The sequence below is a fragment of the Streptomyces composti genome, from assembly GCF_012034205.1.
GTDB lineage: Bacteria > Actinomycetota > Actinomycetes > Streptomycetales > Streptomycetaceae > Streptomyces > Streptomyces composti.
In genome coordinates, this window is record NZ_JAATEM010000011.1 from 57437 (window position 1) to 75793 (window position 18357).

Sequence of the window (18357 nt, forward strand, 5' to 3'; positions counted from 1 at the left end):
ACGGAGCCCGCATTTCCCCTTACTGCGTGCGACGGCCCAGTAGTGTCACTCGGGCACCACGCCGAGCCGGTCGAGCAGCCGGAAGAAGAGGTTTTCGGCCACCGGGTCGGGGTCGGCGGACAGCACTTCCACCAGGTCGTCGGCGGACACCGTGTGGCCCGCCTCGGCGGCCCAGTCGACGGCCCGCGCCGCGGCGTCGCGGGGTTCCAGGAAGTAGTCGTCGACGGTGAGTTCCTCCTCGCCGCCGGCGATGCGGCGGGCCATGGCGGAGCGGGCGAGGCAGGTGGTCCAGGCGCCGCTCTAGGGGGCGGCGGCCTCCACCACCACGCAGTCGCTGTCCATGACGTAGCCGAACAGCGCGGGCGCGCCGGTCTCCCGGGCGAGGTCGTTCATGTTCCCGATGTCGGCTCCGGAGCTCGGGTACTCCCACACCTGCCAGCCGCCCGGTGCCGAGGTGCGCAGGGTCATGCCCTGGGCGGCACCGGACAGCGCGTCCAGTCCGGCGAGCGGCCGCTCCGCGCGGCCCACGACGAAATACCCCCAAAAGCCCATGTGTCGGTGTTCCCCCTGGTGTTTCGGTTCCGGCTCAGCAGAACACCACCACAGTCGTACGGCAGTTCGCAGGCGGATGCGGCAATCCGCCCGTACGGGGTGCGGGGGTGCGGGACCGGCGGGCCCGCGGACCCCGGGGGTCAGCCGACCTGGCCGGCCAGCTCGCGGAACTCGTTCCAGGACAGCTCCGGCCGGCCGGGGTCCCACAGCTTCTGGACGGTGGCCCGCAGCGGCAGCCGGATGCCGGCCGCGACCTGCTCCTGGGTCTGGGCGCGGGGCAGGTCGCCCCAGATGGCGAAGGAGCCGCCGAGTATCTGGGCGTCGTAGCGCTCGGGGACGGCGGTGGTGCCGCGCAGCACCCGCGGCGTCCACTGCTCGTAGATGCGCTGCCCGGTCGGGTAGGTGAAGGTCAGCGGCTCGCCGAGGACGTAGTAGAGGAACTCGTCGTTGTAGTTGACGACCTTGCGGCCCTCGGCGAGGTACTCCACGGGCTGCCGGGCGCCGATCTCCTTGCCGGTCCAGTAGGCGACCTGGATGTCCTTGGCGGCCTTCACCGAGCCGCCGCGGAAGAAGCCGTCGTTCCAGGCGCGCGGGGTGCGGCCCTTGGCGCGGACGGTGGCGGCGCGGTCGTTGAGCCAGCCGGTGGTCAGGTCCTCGACGGTGGCGCCGGGGCCGTACCGCTCGCGCGCGGCGGCGGCCAGGCCCGGGAAGGACGCCTCGGGGTCGGAGACCACCAGGGCCTGGTACTCGTCGCCGCCGAGGTGCCACTGGCTGCCGGGGAACAGCCCGGCGTACTCCTCGAGCAGCTCGTCGACGATCCGTGCGGACTTCTCCTTCGAGATGTCGATGGCCCCGCGCACGGCACCGCCGCCGGCGTTGCGCAGCTGCAGGTCCGGGTGGGCCGCGATGACCGCGCCCAGGTGTCCGGGCGAGTCGATCTCGGGCACCACGGTGATGTGCCGGCTCCTGGCGAGGTCGACGATCCGCTTCACCTGCGCCTTGGTGAGGTGCTCCCGGGACACCACCTCGGGGTGCGAGTCGGACTCGATGCGGAAGCCCTGGTCGTCGGAGAAGTGCAGCCCCAGCTCGTTGAACTTCAGGTCGCCGAGCTCGCGTATCCGGTCCTCGATCCAGTCGGCGGTGTAGTGCTTGCGGGCGATGTCCAGCGACAGCCCGCGCCGCGGCTTGGCGGGTGCGTCGCGCACGACGCCCTCGGGGGCGGTGCCGGCGCCCTTGACGGCCTGCTTGAGGGTGCGGGTGCCGTAGAAGACGCCGGCCTCGCCGGGGCCGCTGACCGTCACCCGGCCGCCGCGCACGGTCATGGTGTAGGACTCGGGGTTCGCCCCGGCGTCGCGGTTGAGCACCAGGCGCACGTCGCCGGTCTTCTCGTCGTCCTTCTCCCCCGCGTAGGTCAGGCCCAGCTCGCCGGCTATCAGCCGGCCCTCGTCGGCGAGGGCCGGGTCGTCCACGACCACCCGGTGTCCGCGCGCCGGGCGCCAGCCGGGGCCGCGTTCGGCGGTGTGCTCGCGGACCGCGGGTATGGTGCGGGGCGCCTTGGACAGCGGGTAGGAGCGGGTGGGGCTCGGGCTGGGGCGGTCGCCGGGCGTGGTCCCCGCGGCCTCGCCGGAGTCCTCGGGGCGCTCGCCGGCGGAGGCGGAGGCCGGTCCCTCGGCGGCGCCGTCGTCACCGGAGGAGGCCCACAGTCCGAGGCCGACGCCGGTACCGGCGACCAGCGCGGCGGCGGTCAGCGCCACCACCGCCACCCGTCGCTGCTTGATCCGCTGCACGGTGGTCCGTCGCCGGTGCTGCCCCTGCTGCCTGTGCTGACTCACACCGCCCAACCTAAGGCCCATCCGGGTGACAGGCGTCGCCGAGCTGTTCTGAAACTCTCCCGTGCGAGTGAATTTCGGGCATCGGTCGGACACCTCGTGGACTCACTCGATAACGTGATGTCACAACCCTCACACCATCCACCGGATCCACACGCGACACCCACGAGGACTCACGCTGCCTGCGCACCGTCTCCCAGACCTCCCCGGCCGTGTCGCCATACCCGGTCAGTCCCGCGGCGCGTCGCCGCTGACCCTGTTCAACACGGCCCCGCCCGAGATCGCGGAACGCACCCTTCTGGCCTGCCTGCACAGCCGCACCTGGGCCCGCCTCGTCGCCGGCCACCGCCCCTACCCGGACGCGGACGCCCTGCTGGCCGCCGCCGACGAGGCCGCCTACGACCTGGGCGCGGCCGACCTCGCCGAGGCACTGGCCGCCGAGTCCCTGCCGGACCTCCCGGAGGACACCTACTCGGCCGCCCACACGGCCCTGAACGCCGCACAGGCGGCCTACGAGGCACGATTCGGACATGCGTTCGTCATCTGTCTGGACGAGGTACCCGCCGAGGAGCGCCTGGACCGGGTCCTCGCCGACATCCGGTCACGATTGGCCAACGATCCCGAGGAGGAGCGCCTGGTGGCCGCGGAGCAGCTACGCCGCCTGGCCCGGGGCCGTCTGCGCCGCTGCCTCAAGGGCGCCGGGGACTGCGCGACCAGCCGCTGACGCCCACGCCCGGCGCAAATCCGTCCATACCGTCCCGCAAGCCGCTCCCCTAGCCCAGAAGCGTGCCACTTTGATCACACCCGCCGACCCCCGCTGAGCGCCGCGCCGACGGATGGCTACGATGCTGGGGGCCGGTGGACCGTACCCGGCCGGGCCCGACCGACAGACAAGCCGGCGCGGCCCCAATCCCCGCTCCCGGAGGAAACTTCCGTGCCGGCTGGAACGCTGTACCGCGGCCGGGAAGGAATGTGGTCCTGGGTGGCTCACCGAGTCACCGGCGTCCTCATTTTCTTCTTCCTGTTCGTTCACGTGCTGGACACCGCTCTCGTGCGGGTGTCCCCGGAGGCCTACGACAAGGTCGTGGCCACGTACAAGACGCCGATCGTCGCGCTGCTGGAGTACGGCCTCGTCGCCGCCATCCTCTTCCACGCGCTCAACGGCCTGCGTGTGATCGCCGTCGACTTCTGGATCAAGGGGGCCCGGTACCAGAAGCAGATGCTCTGGACCGTCGTCGCCGTGTGGGTCGTGCTGATGCTGGGGGCGATCTACCCCGTCCTCGGCCACGCCGCTCGTGAACTGTTCGGGAGCTGACGCCAATGTCCACGACTGAAACCTCCGCCTCCGGCATCGGCCCCGTCGAGGGCGAGTCCCTCTACTCCGTCGACAACCCGGCGCCGGTCATCGAGCCCCCGCGCAAGCGGACGAAGAAGACCCCGAAGACCACCCGCGGCAACTTCGAGATGGCCGCCTGGCTCTTCATGCGCCTGTCCGGTGTGGTGCTGGTCGTCCTGGTCATCGGCCACCTGCTGATCCAGCTGGTGCTGGACGGCGGCGTGTCCAAGATCGGCTTCGCCTTCGTGGCGGGCCGCTGGGCCTCGCCGTTCTGGCAGGTCTGGGACCTGCTGATGCTGTGGCTCGCGATGCTGCACGGCGCCAACGGCCTGCGCACGGTCATCAACGACTACGCCGAGCGGCCGAACACCCGGCTGTGGCTCAAGGGCCTGCTCTACACCGCCACGGTGTTCACCATCCTGCTGGGCACGCTGGTGATCTTCACCTTCGACCCGAACATCCGCTAGGCACGGGGCTGCGAGAATCATGAAGATCCACAAGTACGACACCGTCATCGTCGGCGCCGGTGGCGCCGGTATGCGTGCCGCCATCGAGGCGACCAAGCGCAGCCGCACCGCTGTCCTGACCAAGCTCTACCCCACCCGCTCCCACACCGGCGCCGCGCAGGGCGGCATGGCCGCCGCGCTGGCCAACGTGGAGGAGGACAACTGGGAGTGGCACACCTTCGACACGGTCAAGGGCGGTGACTACCTGGTCGACCAGGACGCCGCCGAGATCCTGGCGAAGGAGGCCATCGACTCCGTCCTCGACCTGGAGAAGATGGGCCTGCCGTTCAACCGCACCCCGAACGGCACCATCGACCAGCGTCGCTTCGGCGGTCACAGCCGCAACCACGGCGAGGCCCCGGTCCGCCGCTCCTGCTACGCGGCCGACCGCACCGGCCACATGATCCTCCAGACGCTGTACCAGAACTGCGTCAAGGAGGGCGTGGAGTTCTTCAACGAGTTCTACGTCCTGGACCAGCTGATCACCGAGACGGACGGCATCAAGCGGTCCGCCGGCGTGGTGGCCTACGAGCTGGCCACCGGCGAGATCCACATCTTCCAGGCGAAGTCCGTGATCTACGCCTCCGGCGGCTGCGGCAAGTTCTTCAAGGTGACCTCCAACGCGCACACCCTGACCGGTGACGGCCAGGCGGCCGTGTACCGGCGGGGCATCCCGCTGGAGGACATGGAGTTCTTCCAGTTCCACCCGACCGGCATCTGGCGCATGGGCATCCTGCTCACGGAGGGCGCCCGCGGTGAGGGCGGCATCCTCCGCAACAAGGACGGCGAGCGCTTCATGGAGAAGTACGCGCCGGTCATGAAGGACCTCGCCTCCCGCGACGTCGTCTCCCGCTCCATCTACACGGAGATCCGCGAGGGCCGCGGCTGCGGTCCCGAGGGCGACCACGTCTACCTGGACCTCACCCACCTGCCGCCGGAGCAGCTGGACGCCAAGCTGCCGGACATCACCGAGTTCGCGCGCACCTACCTCGGCATCGAGCCCTACACGGACCCGATCCCGATCCAGCCGACCGCGCACTACGCCATGGGCGGCATCCCGACCAACGTCCAGGGCGAGGTGCTGGCGGACAACACCACCGTCGTCCCCGGCCTGTACGCGGCCGGTGAGGTCGCCTGCGTCTCCGTGCACGGCGCCAACCGCCTGGGCACCAACTCGCTGCTGGACATCAACGTGTTCGGCAAGCGGGCCGGTATCGCGGCGGCCGAGTACGCGCAGAGCGCCGACTTCGTGGAGCTGCCGGAGAACCCGGAGTCCTTCGTCGCCGAGCAGATCGAGCGGCTGCGCACCTCCACCGGCAACGAGCGGGTCGCCCAGCTCCGCCGGGAGCTGCAGGAGACCATGGACGCCAATGTGATGGTGTTCCGCACCGAGCAGACCATCAAGACGGCGGTCGAGAAGATCGCCGAGCTGCGCGAGCGCTACAAGAACGTCGCCATCCAGGACAAGGGCAAGCGGTTCAACACGGACCTGCTGGAAGCGATCGAGCTGGGCAACCTGCTGGACCTCGCCGAGGTCATGGCGGTGTCCGCCCTCGCCCGCAAGGAGTCGCGCGGCGGTCACTACCGCGAGGACTACCCGAACCGCGACGACGTCAACTTCATGCGCCACACCATGGCGTACCGCGAGGTCGGCGCCGACGGCACCGAGACCGTCCGTCTGGACTACAAGCCGGTCGTCCAGACCCGCTACCAGCCGATGGAGCGTAAGTACTGATGGCTACCCCTGTTCTGGACAAGGACGCGGCCGGCGCGCCCGGGCCCTCTTCCGCCGAGTCCCCGTACATCACGGTCACCTTCCGGGTCCGCCGGTTCAACCCGGAGGTCTCGGCGGAGGCGACCTGGGAGGACTTCCAGTTCGAGATCGACCCCAAGGAGCGGGTCCTCGACGGTCTGCACAAGATCAAGTGGGATCTGGACGGCACGCTGACCTTCCGCCGCTCCTGCGCCCACGGCATCTGCGGCTCCGACGCCATGCGGATCAACGGCAAGAACCGTCTGGCGTGCAAGACGCTGATCAAGGACATCAACCCGGAGAAGCCGATCACGATCGAGCCCATCAAGGGCCTGACGGTCCTGAAGGACCTGGTCGTGGACATGGAACCGTTCTTCCAGGCGTACCGGGACGTGATGCCCTTCCTGATCACGAAGGACACCAACGAGCCGACGCGCGAGCGTCTGCAGTCCGCCGAGGACCGCGAGCGCTTCGACGACACGACCAAGTGCATCCTGTGCGCGGCCTGCACCACCTCCTGCCCGGTGTTCTGGAACGACGGCCAGTACTTCGGCCCGGCCGCCATCGTCAACGCGCACCGCTTCATCTTCGACTCGCGTGACGAGGCGGGCGAGCAGCGCCTGGAGATCCTCAACGACCGCGACGGCGTGTGGCGCTGCCGCACGACCTTCAACTGCACGGACGCCTGCCCGCGCGGTATCGAGGTCACCAAGGCCATCGCCGAGGTCAAGCGAGCCCTGATCACCCGCCGCTACTGAGCCGACGGCACCATGGCTCCGAAAGGGCCCCGTCCTTCTTCGGGAGACGGGGCCCTTTCGCACAGGCGCACCGAGGGCCGGGACCGAGCGGAACCGGTACCGGCGACGGCCGGGCCGCTGCCGCTCGGACCGCCGCGAGTCCGTGTGCCTGCCGTTGCTTCCCCCGTGCTGTCAGGCCCGGCGGGAGGCCAGTTCGACGACCGTGATGTCGGAGGGGGCGCCCACGCGGGTGGGCGGCCCCCAGGCACCGGCGCCCCGGGTGACGTACAGCTGGGTGTCGCCGTAGCGCTCCAGTCCGGCCAGGGTGGGGTTGGCGCCGGAGGCGACGAGGTTGCCGGGCCACAGCTGGCCGCCGTGGGTGTGGCCGGAGAGCTGGAGGTCGACGCCGTGGTCGACGGCCTCGTGGATCTGCACCGGCTGATGGGCGAGCAGCACGCAGGCACGCCCGCGGTCCCGGTCGCCGAGGGCGCGGGCGAAGTCGGGGCCCTGGCCCTCGTCCTCGCCGGCCACGTCGTTGACGCCTGCGAGGTCGAAGTGCGGCAGTTCCGTGCGGGCGTTCTCCAGCGGGCGCAGGCCGAGCCTGCGGACCTCCTCGACCCACTGCTCGGCGCCGGAGAAGTACTCGTGGTTGCCGGTGACGAAGAAGGCGCCGTGGCGTGCCCTGAGCCGGGCGAGGGGTGCGGCGGCCGGGCCGAGGTCCTTCACGCTGCCGTCCACCAGGTCACCGACGACGGCGATCAGGTCGGGCTGGGTGGCGTTGATGGTGTCGACGACCTTCTGCGCGAAGCCGCGCCCGAGCAGCGGTCCCAGATGGATGTCGCTGACCACAGCGATCCGGTAACCGTGGGCGGCGCGGGGCAGTTTGGCGAGCGGCACGGTGATCCGCTTCACCTTCGGGCCGCGCAGAACGCCGTACGTGCCGTAGCCGACGGTGGCCACGGCGGCGGCAGCGGCGGCCCCGCCGACGACCCGGGAGACGAACAGGCGGCGGGACGGGCCGGCGGGGGTGCCGGAGGCCGCGGTGCCCGCTTCGGCGGAGTCGCCGGAGCCGGCCGCGCTGTCCGGGGCGTCCGGGTCGTCGGCCTCCCCCGCGGGGGCCGGGGCGGTGCCTGCCGGTATCGAGGCGGGCTCCGGCGCGGGCGCCGGTACGGCCGCCCGCCGACGCGCCCGGCGCTCCAGCACCCTGCGCAGCACGGGCCGTACGAGTTCGCCCGCCAGGACGGCGAGGAGCAGGTACAGGGAGAGGGCCAGCCACAGGAAGCCGGGCCAGGCCAGGGTCTGCTGGAGCCGGAACGGGGCCCCGGCCCGCTCGGCGACCAGCGCGCCGACGGTCAGGGCCCAGCCGCCGGCGATCGCCACCGCGCCCGCGCGGCGCACCGCACCCGGACCGCTGGTGGTGTCCCGGAACAGGCGGCGCCACACGTACCAGTTGCCCGTCACCAGGACGGCCAGCACGAGCAGCACGATGAGCACGAACACGACGGCCATGGCGTCCAGTTCCCCTGTTTCCGGTCAGGACGTCGGTGACGTCCGGCTCAGTGCGCGCAGTCCGCGCAACCCGATGACCCCGATCACCGTCCCCAATACGAAGGAGACGACGGCCAGCAGCAGGTGCACCCAGAAGTACGCCGTGGGCTCGCCGCCGTCGAAGGCCAGACCGCTGCTGTCCTTGACCAGGTTTCTGACGAAAGTGATCCAGATGACCCAGCTCCACACCCCGAAGGCGAGCAGGAACCAGGACACGGGGCGGCTGAGTTTCACCAGAGAAGACCTTTCGTCACAGCGCCGGGCACCCTCGGTCGCCCGGGGGTCCGGAGGGTGTCCCCCGGATGTGCACAGCATGCGTCCAGTATCGCCGGGGCGGGCCGGGTTCCTCGCCCGGGGTGGGGCCCGGGTGGGGACGGCGGCGGGGGCGGCAGGTACGTTTCCGGTCGTGCCCGCACCCAAGACAACCTTGCGGCGATCGCTGGTGGTCGCCTCCGCCCTTCTCGTGTCCGCCGCGCTGACCGCGCCCGCCGCCGCTGCCAGTCCGAGCCCCGGCACCAGCCCGTCGGCGAAGCCCCCGGCGAAGATGTCGGCCGTGGGCGGTGCCCGGCTCGCCGAGCCCGGCACCCAGGTCAATCCGGCCCCGGGTGTGCCGGTGCTGCCGAAGGGGATATCGGCGCGGTCCTGGATCGTCGCCGACGCCGAGTCGGGCGAGGTGCTCGCCGCGCACAACGCGCACTGGCGGCTGGCCCCGGCGAGCACCCTGAAGATGCTGTTCGCGGACACCCTGCTGCCGAAGTGGCCGAAGACCGCCAAGCACAAGGTGAAGCTCTCCGACCTGGCCGGGGTGGGCCCAGGTTCCAGCATGGTCGGCATCAAGGAGGACGAGACCTACACCGTCCACGACCTGTGGCTGGGCGTGTTCCTGCGCTCCGGCAACGACGCCGTGCACGTGCTGTCCGCCATGAACGGCGGCGTGGAGCCGACGGTCGCCGAGATGAACAAGCATGCCGAGGAACTGCAGGCCCTCGACACGCATGTGGTCAGCCCGGACGGCTACGACGCGCCCAAGCAGGTGTCCTCCGCGTACGACCTGACCCTGATCGCCCGTTCCGGGATGCAGAAGAAGGACTTCCGCGAGTACGCCTCCACGGTCCGCGCGAAGTTCCCGGGCGAGACGAAGAAGAACAAGAAGGGCAAGAAGGTCCGGGAGTCCTTCGAGATCCAGAACACCAACCGGCTGCTGACCGGAGACGCCGGCCTGCCGGTCTACAAGGGCATCGCCGGGGTGAAGAACGGCAACACCACCAACGCCGGCGCCACCTTCACCGGGGTCGCCGAGCGCGACGGCCGGGTGCTGCTGGTCACCGTGATGAACCCGGAGAAGGACGGCCACAACGAGGTCTACAAGGAGACCGCGAAGCTGTTCGACTGGGGGTTCGAGGCGGCCGGGAAGGTCGAGCCGGTGGGTGAACTGGTGCCGCCGAAGGGCGCCCAGGCCGGCGGGCCCAGTGCCTCCCCCGGTCAGGCGGGCGGCTCGGCGCAGGGTGCGGGCGGCGGCGAGAAGCCGGTGGCGAGCGCCCCTGCGGGCGGCTCCAGCGGGATCGGCGTGGCGCTGTCCCTCACCGGTGGTGTGCTGGCGCTGCTGGCGGGGGCGGCCTACCTGGTCAACCGTCGCTGGCCGCTGCCCGACCTGGTGCGCCGCCGCCCTCGCGACTGACCGGGCGGTCCGTGCGCGGGACGGCGCCCTCCTGGTGCGGGGCCGGGCCCTCGTCCGCCGCGGCGGCGGCCCCGGCCTCCTTGCTCGGGGTCGCCGTCCAGGCGGCGCAGAACAGCACCAGTTTCGAGGTGAGGTTGATCCACAGCAGCAGAGCCACCGGGACGCCGAACGCGCCGTACATGCTCTTCGCCGCCACGCCCTGCAGATAGCCGCTGAGCAGCAGCTTCAGCAGCTCGAAGCCGACCGCTCCGGTCAGCGCCGCCACCACCAGGCGGCGCCGGGACGGCTCCACACCGGGCAGCAGGGTCAGCACGTAGAGCAGCAGCAGGAAGTCGGCGCCCACGGCGACCGCGAGGGCGGCGATCCGCAGCAGCACACCGCCCCAGCCGCCCTCCTCCAGCCCGATGGCGTCGCTGATCCGGCCGACCAGCGCGGTGGCGACGGTGGAGGCCGCCAGGGTGATCAGCACCGCGCCGCCGAGCCCCAGCAGGATGCCCAGGTCCTTGACCTTGCGCAGCAGCGGGTTCTCCTCCTCGTCGGGCAGCTCCCACACCGCGCGCAGGCACTCCCGGGTGGACCCGGCCCAGCTGACGCCGGTGAACAGCAGCAGCACACCGGCGATCAGACCGACCGTGCCGGCGTTCTCCACCAGACCCTCGATGTTCAGCCGGTCGGCGATGCCGGGGATCTGGTCGGCGATCCTGTCCTGGAGGGTGTCCTGCTGCTTCTGGCTGAGCGTGGCGGCGGCGATCGCGGCGGCCACGGTGAGCAGCGGGAAGAGCGCCACGAAGCTGGTGAAGGTCATCGCGGCGGCCAGCCGCGTCCAGTGCACGCGGTCCAGCCGCTCGTAGGTCCGCCACGCGTGGGTGAGCATCAGCCGGGCGAACCACGGCCCGACGACCGGAAGTCTCTTCAGCCAGTCCATGATCCGTCCTTGCCCGTGCGGTGGCGGTGCGATGTGCTCGGTGCACGAAACATGTTCTGATGCCCCGTCATCGCGTGAGGGCGGCCCCGGTCCCGGCGTGTCGGCCGCACCGGCCTTCCCGCCGCCCGGCCGCACCGAACTCGCCGTCGCCCGCCCAAGGTCCGCGGGCCGGCCACCCGTCGGCCACCGCCGCCGCGTACCTCCCCGCCCGCACCGCACCGATCAGGGCGAGCGCCGGGTCGCGCAGCACCACGTCCTCCGGTTCGCCGGCGGTGCCCCGGTCGGCGAAGACCGCGTAGCGCAGCACCGCGAGGACGAACGGCACCACGGAGAGCTGACGCCAGGGCAGCACGCCGGTGTGCGGCACCCCGCCCACCTCGAGGGCCCCCAGGCAGTGGCCGAGCACGGCGACCCCGGCGGCGAGCTGCCCGACGAAGCGGAGGCAGCCGGTGGAGTACTCGCTGGGCAGCGCGCGGGGGGCGCCGGACCCGCCGCCCGGCTGCACGGCCTCGGAGCAGCGCTTGGCGGCCACCAGGAACAGCGCGCCGAAGCCGGAGGTGATCAGGAACCAGCGCGACAGCGGGATGCCCGAGGGCCAGTCCGCCGCTCGCCCCCGCATCAGGAACCCGGTGGTGACCACGACGAGGTCCACGACCAGGAGGTGCTTGAGGCTGTAGCAGTACCCAGACGCATGCAGAGGTACGCGGCCGGCGGCGCGGTCACCTGCGGGGTGCTCAGCCGGGCGGCGGTGAACGGGGCGGGCACGGCGAGGGCGGCGCCCGTGGCGCAGGCGGCCGCAACGGGCACCCGACCGGCGGCGACCGGGCGGTGGCGCTTGACGGGATGGGCCCTGACGTGATGGGCGCGGTCGGCCTCGGCGTCGCGGGCGTCGTTGAGCAGGCGGACGGCGGCGGGGGCGGCCGTGACCAGGGCGTGGACCAGGGCGAGTTCGGTCAGCACCTGCCAGGTGGCGAGCTGCCCGGCGGCCGGGGCGGCGATCACCAGGACGTTCTTGACCCACTGCGTGGGGCGTGCGGTGATCAGCAGCCCGGCGAGCAGCTCGCGGGTGCCCCGCGGGGGGCGCTCGCGCCGCTCGCCCCGGCGCAGGACGACGGTGTCAGTCCTGGGCGCCCTCCCTGATCCAGCGGAGGCCGAGCCCCGCGGTGAGCGCGCCGATGGCGGCGCCCCCCGCCACGTCGGACGGATAGTGGACGCCGGCCACCACCCGGGACAGACAGACGGCCGCGGCCACCGGGACCGCGACGCGGGCGCCCAGCGCCCCGAAGGCGAGCGCGGCGGCGGCCGAGGAGGCGGCGTGCGAGCTGGGGAAGGAGTGCCGGCACCGGGTGCCGACGAGCGGTTCGACGTGGCTGGGGCGCGGGCGGCGCACGACCCGTTTCAGACCCGAACTGGCGGCGTGGGCGCCCGCGGTGAGCGCGGTGCCGCGCAGCCAGGCGCGGCGCCGTCGGCGGTCCACGGCGGCGGCGGTGAGCCCCGCCGCGAACCAGAGCGCTCCGTGCTCCCCCGCCCGGGAGAGGGCGCGCACGGCACCGGCCACGCGCGGGTCGGCGCCGCGCGCCCGCAGGGCGGTGACGATCCGGTGGTCGAGGGAGCGGGGGCCGGGCGGGAGCCTCGGGTCGTGGTGGTCGTCCATGGGGACTCACTGTCCACACCGCTCCCGCCCGGGCACCGTCCCTCTTGAACGACATCCCATTAATCACCCATTTCGACGAGGTGACTGACGTTTCACGCACAATCGCTCAAACAAGGGCGATACGGTCACCGCCATGCTCGCCGAGACCGTTTCCGTGCAGGGGTGGGGCCGCACCGCGCCCACCGCCGCCCGGCTGATCCGACCGCGGACGTACGAGGAGGCCGCGACGGCCGTCCGGAGCTGCGGGCCCCGCGGGGGCATCGCCCGGGGCCTGGGACGGGCCTACGGGGACGCGGCGCAGAACGCGGGCGGTGCCGTGCTGGACATGACCGGCCTGAACCGCATCCACGCGATCGACGCCTCCGGCGGCACGGTGCTGTGCGACGCGGGCGTGTCGCTGCACCGGCTGATGGAGGTGCTGCTGCCGCTGGGCTGGTTCGTGCCGGTGACGCCCGGCACCCGCCAGGTGACCGTCGGCGGCGCGATCGGCGCCGACATCCACGGCAGGAACCACCCTGTCGCCGGGGCCTTCTCCCGCCATGTGCTGTCCTTCGAACTGCTCACCGCCGACGGCACGGTCCGAACGGTCGCGCCGGGCACGCCGCTGTTCGACGCGACCACCGGCGGGATGGGCCTGACCGGCATCGTGCTGACCGCGACGCTGCGCCTGCAGCCGGTCGAGACGGCCCTGATGCGGGTCGCCACCGAGCGAGCGGCCGACCTCGACGACCTGATGGCCCGCCTGACCGCGACGGACCACCACTACCGCTACTCCGTCGCCTGGATCGACCTGCTGGCCAGGGGCGCCGCCACCGGCCGCGCGGTCCTCACCCGGGGCGACCACGCCCCGCTGGACGCGCTGCCCGGCCGCGCCCGCCGGGCGCCCCTGGCCCTGCGCACCTCCCGCCTGCCGGCCGCCCCCGCCTTCCTGCCCGAAGGGCTGATCGGCCGCACCACCGTGGGCCTGTTCAACGAGCTCTGGTACCGCAGGGCATCCCGCACCCGCAGCATCCGGCTCCAGCACCTGACCGCGTTCTTCCACCCCCTGGACGGGGTGCCGCACTGGAACCGCGTCTACGGCCGCGGCGGCTTCGTGCGGTACCAGTTCGTGGTGGGCGAGGGCCGGGAGGAGACGCTGCGCCGGATCGTGCGGCGGCTCTCCGACCGCCGCTGCCCGTCCTTCCTGGCCGTCCTCAAGCGCTTCGGTCCCGCCGATCCCGGCTGGCTGTCCTTCCCCGCGCCCGGCTGGACGCTGGCCGTGGACATCCCGGCGTCGCTGCCGGGTCTCGGCCCCTTCCTGGACGAGCTGGACGAAGAGGTAGCCGCCGCCGGGGGCCGCGTCTGCCTCGCCAAGGACGCCCGGCTGCGGCCCGACCTGCTCGCGGCCATGTATCCGCGGCTCGACGACTTCCGTGCCCTGCGCGCGGAGCTGGACCCGCGCGGGGTGTTCATGTCCGACCTGGCCCGCCGCCTCGACCTGTAGAGAAGCGACCCCTGGAGCTGCACGTGAAGGACGCCTTCGGCCTCCCCCAGTCCCTGCTCGTCCTCGGCGGTACCTCGGAGATCGCCCTGGCCACCGCCCGCCGGCTGATCGCCCGCCGCACCCGCACCGTCTGGCTGGCGGGCCGCCCCTCCCCCGCGCTCGACCGGGCCGCCGGCCATCTGCGCGGTCTGGGCGCGCAGGTGCACACGGTCCCCTTCGACGCGCTGGACCCCGCCTCGCACGAGGAGACACTGGGCAAGGTCTTCGCGGAGGGCGACATCGACATGGTGCTGCTGGCCTTCGGCACCCTCGGCGACCAGGCCACCGACGAGCGCGATCCGCAGGCCGCGGTGCGGGTGGCGCAGACCAACTACACCGGTGCGGTCTCGGCGGGCCTGGTGTGCGCCGCCGCCCTGCAGAACCAGGGCCACGGCTCGCTGGTGGTGCTCTCCTCCGTCGCCGCCGAACGCGCCCGGCGCGCCAACTTCATCTACGGCTCCAGCAAGGCCGGTCTGGACACCTTCACCCAGGGGCTCGGCGACGCCCTGTACGGCACGGGCGTCCATGTGATGGTCGTACGGCCCGGCTTCGTCCGTACCCGGACGACCGCGCGGCTGCCGGAGGCACCGCTGGCGACCACCCCGGAGGCGGTCGCCACGGCCATCGAACTGGGCCTGCGCCGCCGCTCGGAGACCGTATGGGTGCCCGGGGCGCTGCGCGCGGTGATGACGGTGCTGCGGCATCTGCCGCGGGGGGTGTTCCGACGGCTGCCGGTGTAGCCCCGGCGGCGCGCGGACCCGGGGAACGCCCGGGGGAGGCGGACCTCAGCGCGCGGAGACCGAGCCGCGGTCGGCGGGGCCGCACTGCGGCGGGACGACCGGCGACCCGAAGGTGAACTCGCGCAGCTTCCGCCACACCCCGTCCGCACCCTGCTCGTAGAGCGCGAAGCCGGTGCAGGGCCACTCGGCCTCGTAGTCGGCGAGCTCCTCGAAGGCGCGGTCCATCGCCGCCTCCTCGATGCCGTGCGCCACCGTGACATGCGGGTGGTACGGGAAGGGCAGCTCGCGGGCGACGGGGCCGGAGGCGTCCCGGACCTGCTTCTGCAGCCAGGTGCACGCCTCGGCGCCCTCGACGACCTGCACGAACACCACGGGCGACAGGGGGCGGAAGGTGCCGGTGCCGCGCAGCCGCATGGGGAACGGGCGGCCGTTCGCGGCGACCTCGCTCAGATGCGCCTCGATGGCGGGCAGGTCCTCGGTCTCCACTCCCGTCGGCGGGAGCAGCGTGACATGCGTGGGGATGCCGTGAGCCGCGGCGTCGCCGAAGCCCGCGCGCAGCTGCTGGAGCTGGCTGCCGTGAGGCTCCGGGACCGCGATCGACACACCGATCGTTACGGTCCCCACGTCGTCTCCTGTCGTTTTGTCGGACACCCGGTTATCGACTGTACGGCCACGCCGGCTGCGCGGGCAGGCGCAGCCGACGTGATATGCGGCTCGTGAGCGCCCGCTCAGTGCTTGGCGGGCAGGAATCCCACCCGGTCGTACGCCTGGGCGAGGGTCTCCGCGGCGACGGCACGGGCCTTCTCCGCGCCCTTGGCCAGGATCGAGTCGAGCGTCTCGGGGTCGTCGAGGTACTGCTGGGTGCGCTCCTTGAACGGGGTCACGAACTCGACCATGACCTCGGCGAGGTCCGTCTTGAGCGCACCGTAGCCCTTGCCGGCGTACTTCTCCTCCAGTTCCGCGATACCCGTACCCGTGAGGGTCGAATAGATGGTGAGGAGATTGCTCACACCGGGCTTGTTCTCGGTGTCGTAGCGGATCACCGTGTCGGTGTCGGTGACCGCGCTCCTGATCTTCTTCGCGGTGGTCTTCGGCTCGTCCAGCAGGTTGATGAGGCCCTTCGGCGTGGACGCCGACTTGCTCATCTTGATCGTCGGGTCCTGCAGGTCGTAGATCTTCGCCGTCTCCTTGAGGATGTACGGCTTCGGGACCGTGAAGGTCTGGCCGAAGCGCCCGTTGAACCGCTCGGCGAGGTCACGGGTGAGCTCGATGTGCTGGCGCTGGTCCTCGCCGACCGGCACCTCGTTCGCCTGGTACAGCAGGATGTCGGCGACCTGCAGGATCGGGTAGGTGAACAGGCCGACGCTGGCCCGGTCGGCGCCCTGCTTGGCGGACTTGTCCTTGAACTGGGTCATGCGGGAGGCCTCGCCGAAGCCGGTGAGGCAGTTCATGACCCAGGCGAGCTGGGCGTGCTCGGGGACGTGGCTCTGGACGAACAGCGTGCAGCGCTCGGGGTCGAGTCCCGCGGCCAGCAGCTGGGCGGCGGCCAGGCGGGTGTTGGCGCGCAGTTCCCCGGGGTCCTGCGGCAGGGTGATCGCGTGCAGGTCGACGACCATGTAGAACGCGTCGTGGGTCTCCTGCAGCGCCACCCACTGGCGGACGGCGCCGAGGTAGTTGCCGAGGTGGAACGAGCCTGCGGTGGGCTGGATTCCGGAGAGCACGCGAGGACGTTGCTGCATGGCGGAGCCATTCCCCTGGGGGTTGTGGGAGACGGGCGGGCGATCAGAGGCCATGCCCCCCATTCTCGCAGGTCCCGCACAGCGCTCCGGAACCGACCGGAAACAGCTCTGCTCCGAGTGGGAACCGATCCGGGCCCGGCGGTGTAACAAGAGCGTGAGGACGCGGGAGGGGGGCCGCATCGTCGATGAGGCCGCGGTGATCGCTCGCGTACGCGCCGGGGAGCCGGAGGCGTACGCGGAGCTGGTGCGCGCGCACACGGGCATCGCGCTCAGGGCGGCCGCCGCGCTGGGAGCGGGCGCGGACGCGGAGGACGTGGTGCAGCAGGCGTTCGTCAAGGCGTACTGCGCGCTGGGCCGGTTCCGGGACGGCATGGCGTTCCGGCCGTGGCTGCTGTCGATCGTGGCCAACGAGACCAGGAACACGGTGCGCGCGGCCGCGCGCAGACACACGCTCGCCGACCGTGAGGCGGCGTTCGCGGCGGCCGGGCCGGCGATACCGGAGTCGGCGGATCCGGCGGTGGCGACGCTCGAGACGGAGCGGCGCCGCGCGCTGGTGGCCGCCCTGGAGAAGCTGAGCGAGGAGCACCGGCTGGTGGTCACCTACCGCTATCTGCTGGAGATGGACGAGAAGGAGACCGCCCAGGCCCTCGGCTGGGCCCGGGGCACGGTGAAGTCCCGGCTGAACCGTGCCCTGCGCAAGCTGGAGCGCCTGCTACCGGACTTCCGTCCCCGGGAGCACGCACGGGAGGGGGGTGAGGAGCGTGACTGAGCCTCACGACGGCGGCTCGGAGGAGCGGCGGCGGGCGGAGGCGGCCCGGCTGCGGGAGGAGCTGCGGGCCCTCGGACGGTCGCTGGACGGCCCCGATCCGGCTGCCGGGGCCGAGACGATGGTCGAGCAGGTGCTGGGCCGGATACTGGCCGAGAACCTGCAGATCGCCGGGGAGCCGAGCGGCCGGGAGCGGGCGCGAGACCGGCTGCGTGCCGTGCGCCGCTGGTCCCGGCTGCACCGGCGGCGGCTGGTCGCCGCGCTGTGCGGGCTGCTGACGGTGCTCGCGCTGACACCCCCGGTGCGGGCGGCGGTGGCGGACTGGTTCGGCTTCGGCGGGGTCGAGGTGCGCCACGACCCGTCGGCGGCGCCGCCCTCGCAGGCCCCGGTGCCCGGGTGCGGTTCGCCCGCGGTCTCGCTCGGGGAGGCGCGGCGACGCGCCGGATTCGAGCCCCTGGTGCCCGAGGAGCTGGGCTCCCCGGACGGGGTCACGGTGAGCCGGCTGCCCCACGGGCGGTTCCTGGTGAGCCTGTGCTGGAGCGAGCGGGGGCGCACGGTCCGGCTGGACGAGTTCCCGGCGCAGCTGGACCTCACCTTCGCCAAGACGGTGCGCGAGCAGCCGGTGTGGCTGTCGCTGGACGGGGACGGCCCGGACGACGGCGACGACGGTGAGTTCCGCCCCGCACTGTGGTTCGCGCGGCCGCACGCGCTGGAGTTCTGGCTGGTGGACCGGGAGGGCCGCCGCTTCACCCGCGAGGAGCGCACGGCGGGCCCGACCCTGCTGTGGACCCACGCGGGCGGGGCGTTCGCCCCCGGCGCCGCCGGTCCCGAGGCCGTGACGCTGCGGTTGGAGGGCGTGGCCTCGCAGGGGCGGGCGCTGGAGATCGCGAGGTCGGTGGAGTCGGCGGGGCGGTGAGCCGGCCGCCGGGCCGTCGCCGGAGGCACGGCGGAGGAGGTACGGCGGAGGAGGTTGCCCGTCGGGAAGTGCCCCGTCGGAAGAAGCCGCCCTGTCGAGAAGAAGCCGCCCCGTCGCAAAGAAGTCGCCCCGGGAGTGGAACCTCGGCGTGGCGGG

The 18357-nt window shown here is 72.4% G+C and carries 17 protein-coding genes and 2 pseudogenes; 10 read left to right on the forward strand and 9 right to left on the reverse strand.

Features of this window, described 5'->3' with window-relative positions; translation table 11 throughout:
- Positions 1 to 45: 45 nt before the first annotated feature.
- Both HCJ93_RS10940 and HCJ93_RS10945 read right to left on the reverse strand, forming a co-directional pair.
- Positions 46 to 552, reverse strand: a pseudogene (locus HCJ93_RS10940) (hypothetical protein).
- 140 nt (positions 553 to 692) lie between these two features.
- Positions 693 to 2405 carry a beta-N-acetylhexosaminidase gene (locus tag HCJ93_RS10945; RefSeq protein ID WP_167993603.1) on the reverse strand — a complete coding sequence of 571 codons (1713 nt, stop codon included), beginning with the start codon at positions 2403 to 2405 and terminating at the stop codon, positions 693 to 695.
- Between the two features lie 196 nt (positions 2406 to 2601).
- On the opposite strand from HCJ93_RS10945, the gene HCJ93_RS10950 reads away from it, so the two are divergent.
- The 5 genes from HCJ93_RS10950 (at position 2602) to HCJ93_RS10970 (ending at position 6734) form a co-directional block, all read left to right on the forward strand.
- Positions 2602 to 3105, forward strand: a complete 504-nt coding sequence (locus HCJ93_RS10950) for a 2-oxo-4-hydroxy-4-carboxy-5-ureidoimidazoline decarboxylase (protein ID WP_309141378.1) — start codon at positions 2602 to 2604, stop codon at positions 3103 to 3105.
- Between the two features lie 210 nt (positions 3106 to 3315).
- Positions 3316 to 3696 (forward strand): succinate dehydrogenase, cytochrome b556 subunit, encoded by a 381-nt coding sequence (gene sdhC / locus HCJ93_RS10955; protein ID WP_167993605.1) that lies wholly within the window; start codon positions 3316 to 3318, stop codon positions 3694 to 3696.
- A 5-nt stretch (positions 3697 to 3701) separates the two neighbouring features.
- Entirely contained in the window at positions 3702 to 4184 is a 483-nt protein-coding gene (locus HCJ93_RS10960) for a succinate dehydrogenase hydrophobic membrane anchor subunit (RefSeq protein ID WP_167993607.1), read from the forward strand.
- A 19-nt stretch (positions 4185 to 4203) separates the two neighbouring features.
- Entirely contained in the window at positions 4204 to 5958 is a 1755-nt protein-coding gene (sdhA, locus tag HCJ93_RS10965; RefSeq protein WP_167993609.1) for a succinate dehydrogenase flavoprotein subunit, read from the forward strand.
- Positions 5958 to 6734, forward strand: a complete 777-nt coding sequence (locus tag HCJ93_RS10970) for a succinate dehydrogenase iron-sulfur subunit (RefSeq protein ID WP_167993611.1) — start codon at positions 5958 to 5960, stop codon at positions 6732 to 6734. The genes sdhA and HCJ93_RS10970 overlap by 1 nt, the downstream gene beginning before the upstream one ends.
- Before the next feature lie 171 nt (positions 6735 to 6905).
- Here the strand turns inward: HCJ93_RS10970 and HCJ93_RS10975 are convergent, their stop codons facing one another.
- Both HCJ93_RS10975 and HCJ93_RS29400 read right to left on the reverse strand, forming a co-directional pair.
- Positions 6906 to 8222, reverse strand: coding sequence for a metallophosphoesterase (locus tag HCJ93_RS10975; protein WP_167993613.1), 1317 nt, complete (start codon positions 8220 to 8222; stop codon positions 6906 to 6908).
- Between the two features lie 24 nt (positions 8223 to 8246).
- Positions 8247 to 8495, reverse strand: coding sequence for an SCO4848 family membrane protein (locus HCJ93_RS29400; protein WP_309141373.1), 249 nt, complete (start codon positions 8493 to 8495; stop codon positions 8247 to 8249).
- 172 nt (positions 8496 to 8667) lie between these two features.
- Here HCJ93_RS29400 and HCJ93_RS10980 point away from each other — a divergent pair, with 172 nt between their 5' ends.
- Positions 8668 to 9939, forward strand: coding sequence for a D-alanyl-D-alanine carboxypeptidase family protein (locus tag HCJ93_RS10980; RefSeq protein ID WP_309141374.1), 1272 nt, complete (start codon positions 8668 to 8670; stop codon positions 9937 to 9939).
- Here the strand turns inward: HCJ93_RS10980 and HCJ93_RS10985 are convergent.
- From HCJ93_RS10985 to HCJ93_RS10995, 3 genes and pseudogenes are all read right to left on the reverse strand, one after another.
- Complete coding sequence (locus tag HCJ93_RS10985) at positions 9887 to 10864, reverse strand: YihY/virulence factor BrkB family protein (RefSeq protein WP_167993615.1); 978 nt, start codon at positions 10862 to 10864, stop codon at positions 9887 to 9889. The two genes, HCJ93_RS10980 and HCJ93_RS10985, sit on opposite strands and share 53 nt — an antisense overlap.
- 178 nt (positions 10865 to 11042) lie before the next feature.
- Positions 11043 to 11971 (reverse strand): annotated as a pseudogene (locus tag HCJ93_RS10990) (decaprenyl-phosphate phosphoribosyltransferase); the annotation flags it as partial.
- A gap of 10 nt (positions 11972 to 11981) precedes the next feature.
- A complete protein-coding gene (locus HCJ93_RS10995; protein WP_167993625.1) occupies positions 11982 to 12518 on the reverse strand; it encodes a phosphatase PAP2 family protein in 537 nt (178 codons plus the stop codon).
- A 133-nt stretch (positions 12519 to 12651) separates the two neighbouring features.
- Here HCJ93_RS10995 and dprE1 point away from each other — a divergent pair, with 133 nt between their 5' ends.
- Positions 12652 to 14001, forward strand: coding sequence for a decaprenylphosphoryl-beta-D-ribose oxidase (gene dprE1, locus HCJ93_RS11000; protein WP_167993627.1), 1350 nt, complete (start codon positions 12652 to 12654; stop codon positions 13999 to 14001).
- A 23-nt stretch (positions 14002 to 14024) separates the two neighbouring features.
- Positions 14025 to 14780: a decaprenylphospho-beta-D-erythro-pentofuranosid-2-ulose 2-reductase gene (dprE2, locus tag HCJ93_RS11005; protein WP_167993636.1), complete on the forward strand. Its 756-nt coding sequence runs from the start codon at positions 14025 to 14027 to the stop codon at positions 14778 to 14780.
- Positions 14781 to 14825: 45 nt separating this feature from the next.
- Here the strand turns inward: dprE2 and HCJ93_RS11010 are convergent, their stop codons facing one another.
- Positions 14826 to 15404, reverse strand: a complete 579-nt coding sequence (locus HCJ93_RS11010) for a 2'-5' RNA ligase family protein (RefSeq protein ID WP_167993638.1) — start codon at positions 15402 to 15404, stop codon at positions 14826 to 14828.
- 104 nt (positions 15405 to 15508) lie between these two features.
- Positions 15509 to 16519, reverse strand: a complete 1011-nt coding sequence (trpS, locus tag HCJ93_RS11015; RefSeq protein ID WP_167993640.1) for a tryptophan--tRNA ligase — start codon at positions 16517 to 16519, stop codon at positions 15509 to 15511.
- A 196-nt stretch (positions 16520 to 16715) separates the two neighbouring features.
- On the opposite strand from trpS, the gene HCJ93_RS11020 reads away from it, so the two are divergent.
- Positions 16716 to 17288: an RNA polymerase sigma factor gene (locus HCJ93_RS11020; RefSeq protein ID WP_167993642.1), complete on the forward strand. Its 573-nt coding sequence runs from the start codon at positions 16716 to 16718 to the stop codon at positions 17286 to 17288.
- Positions 17281 to 18201, forward strand: a complete 921-nt coding sequence (locus HCJ93_RS11025) for a hypothetical protein (protein WP_167993644.1) — start codon at positions 17281 to 17283, stop codon at positions 18199 to 18201. The genes HCJ93_RS11020 and HCJ93_RS11025 overlap by 8 nt, the downstream gene beginning before the upstream one ends.
- The last annotated feature ends 156 nt before the right edge of the window (positions 18202 to 18357 follow it).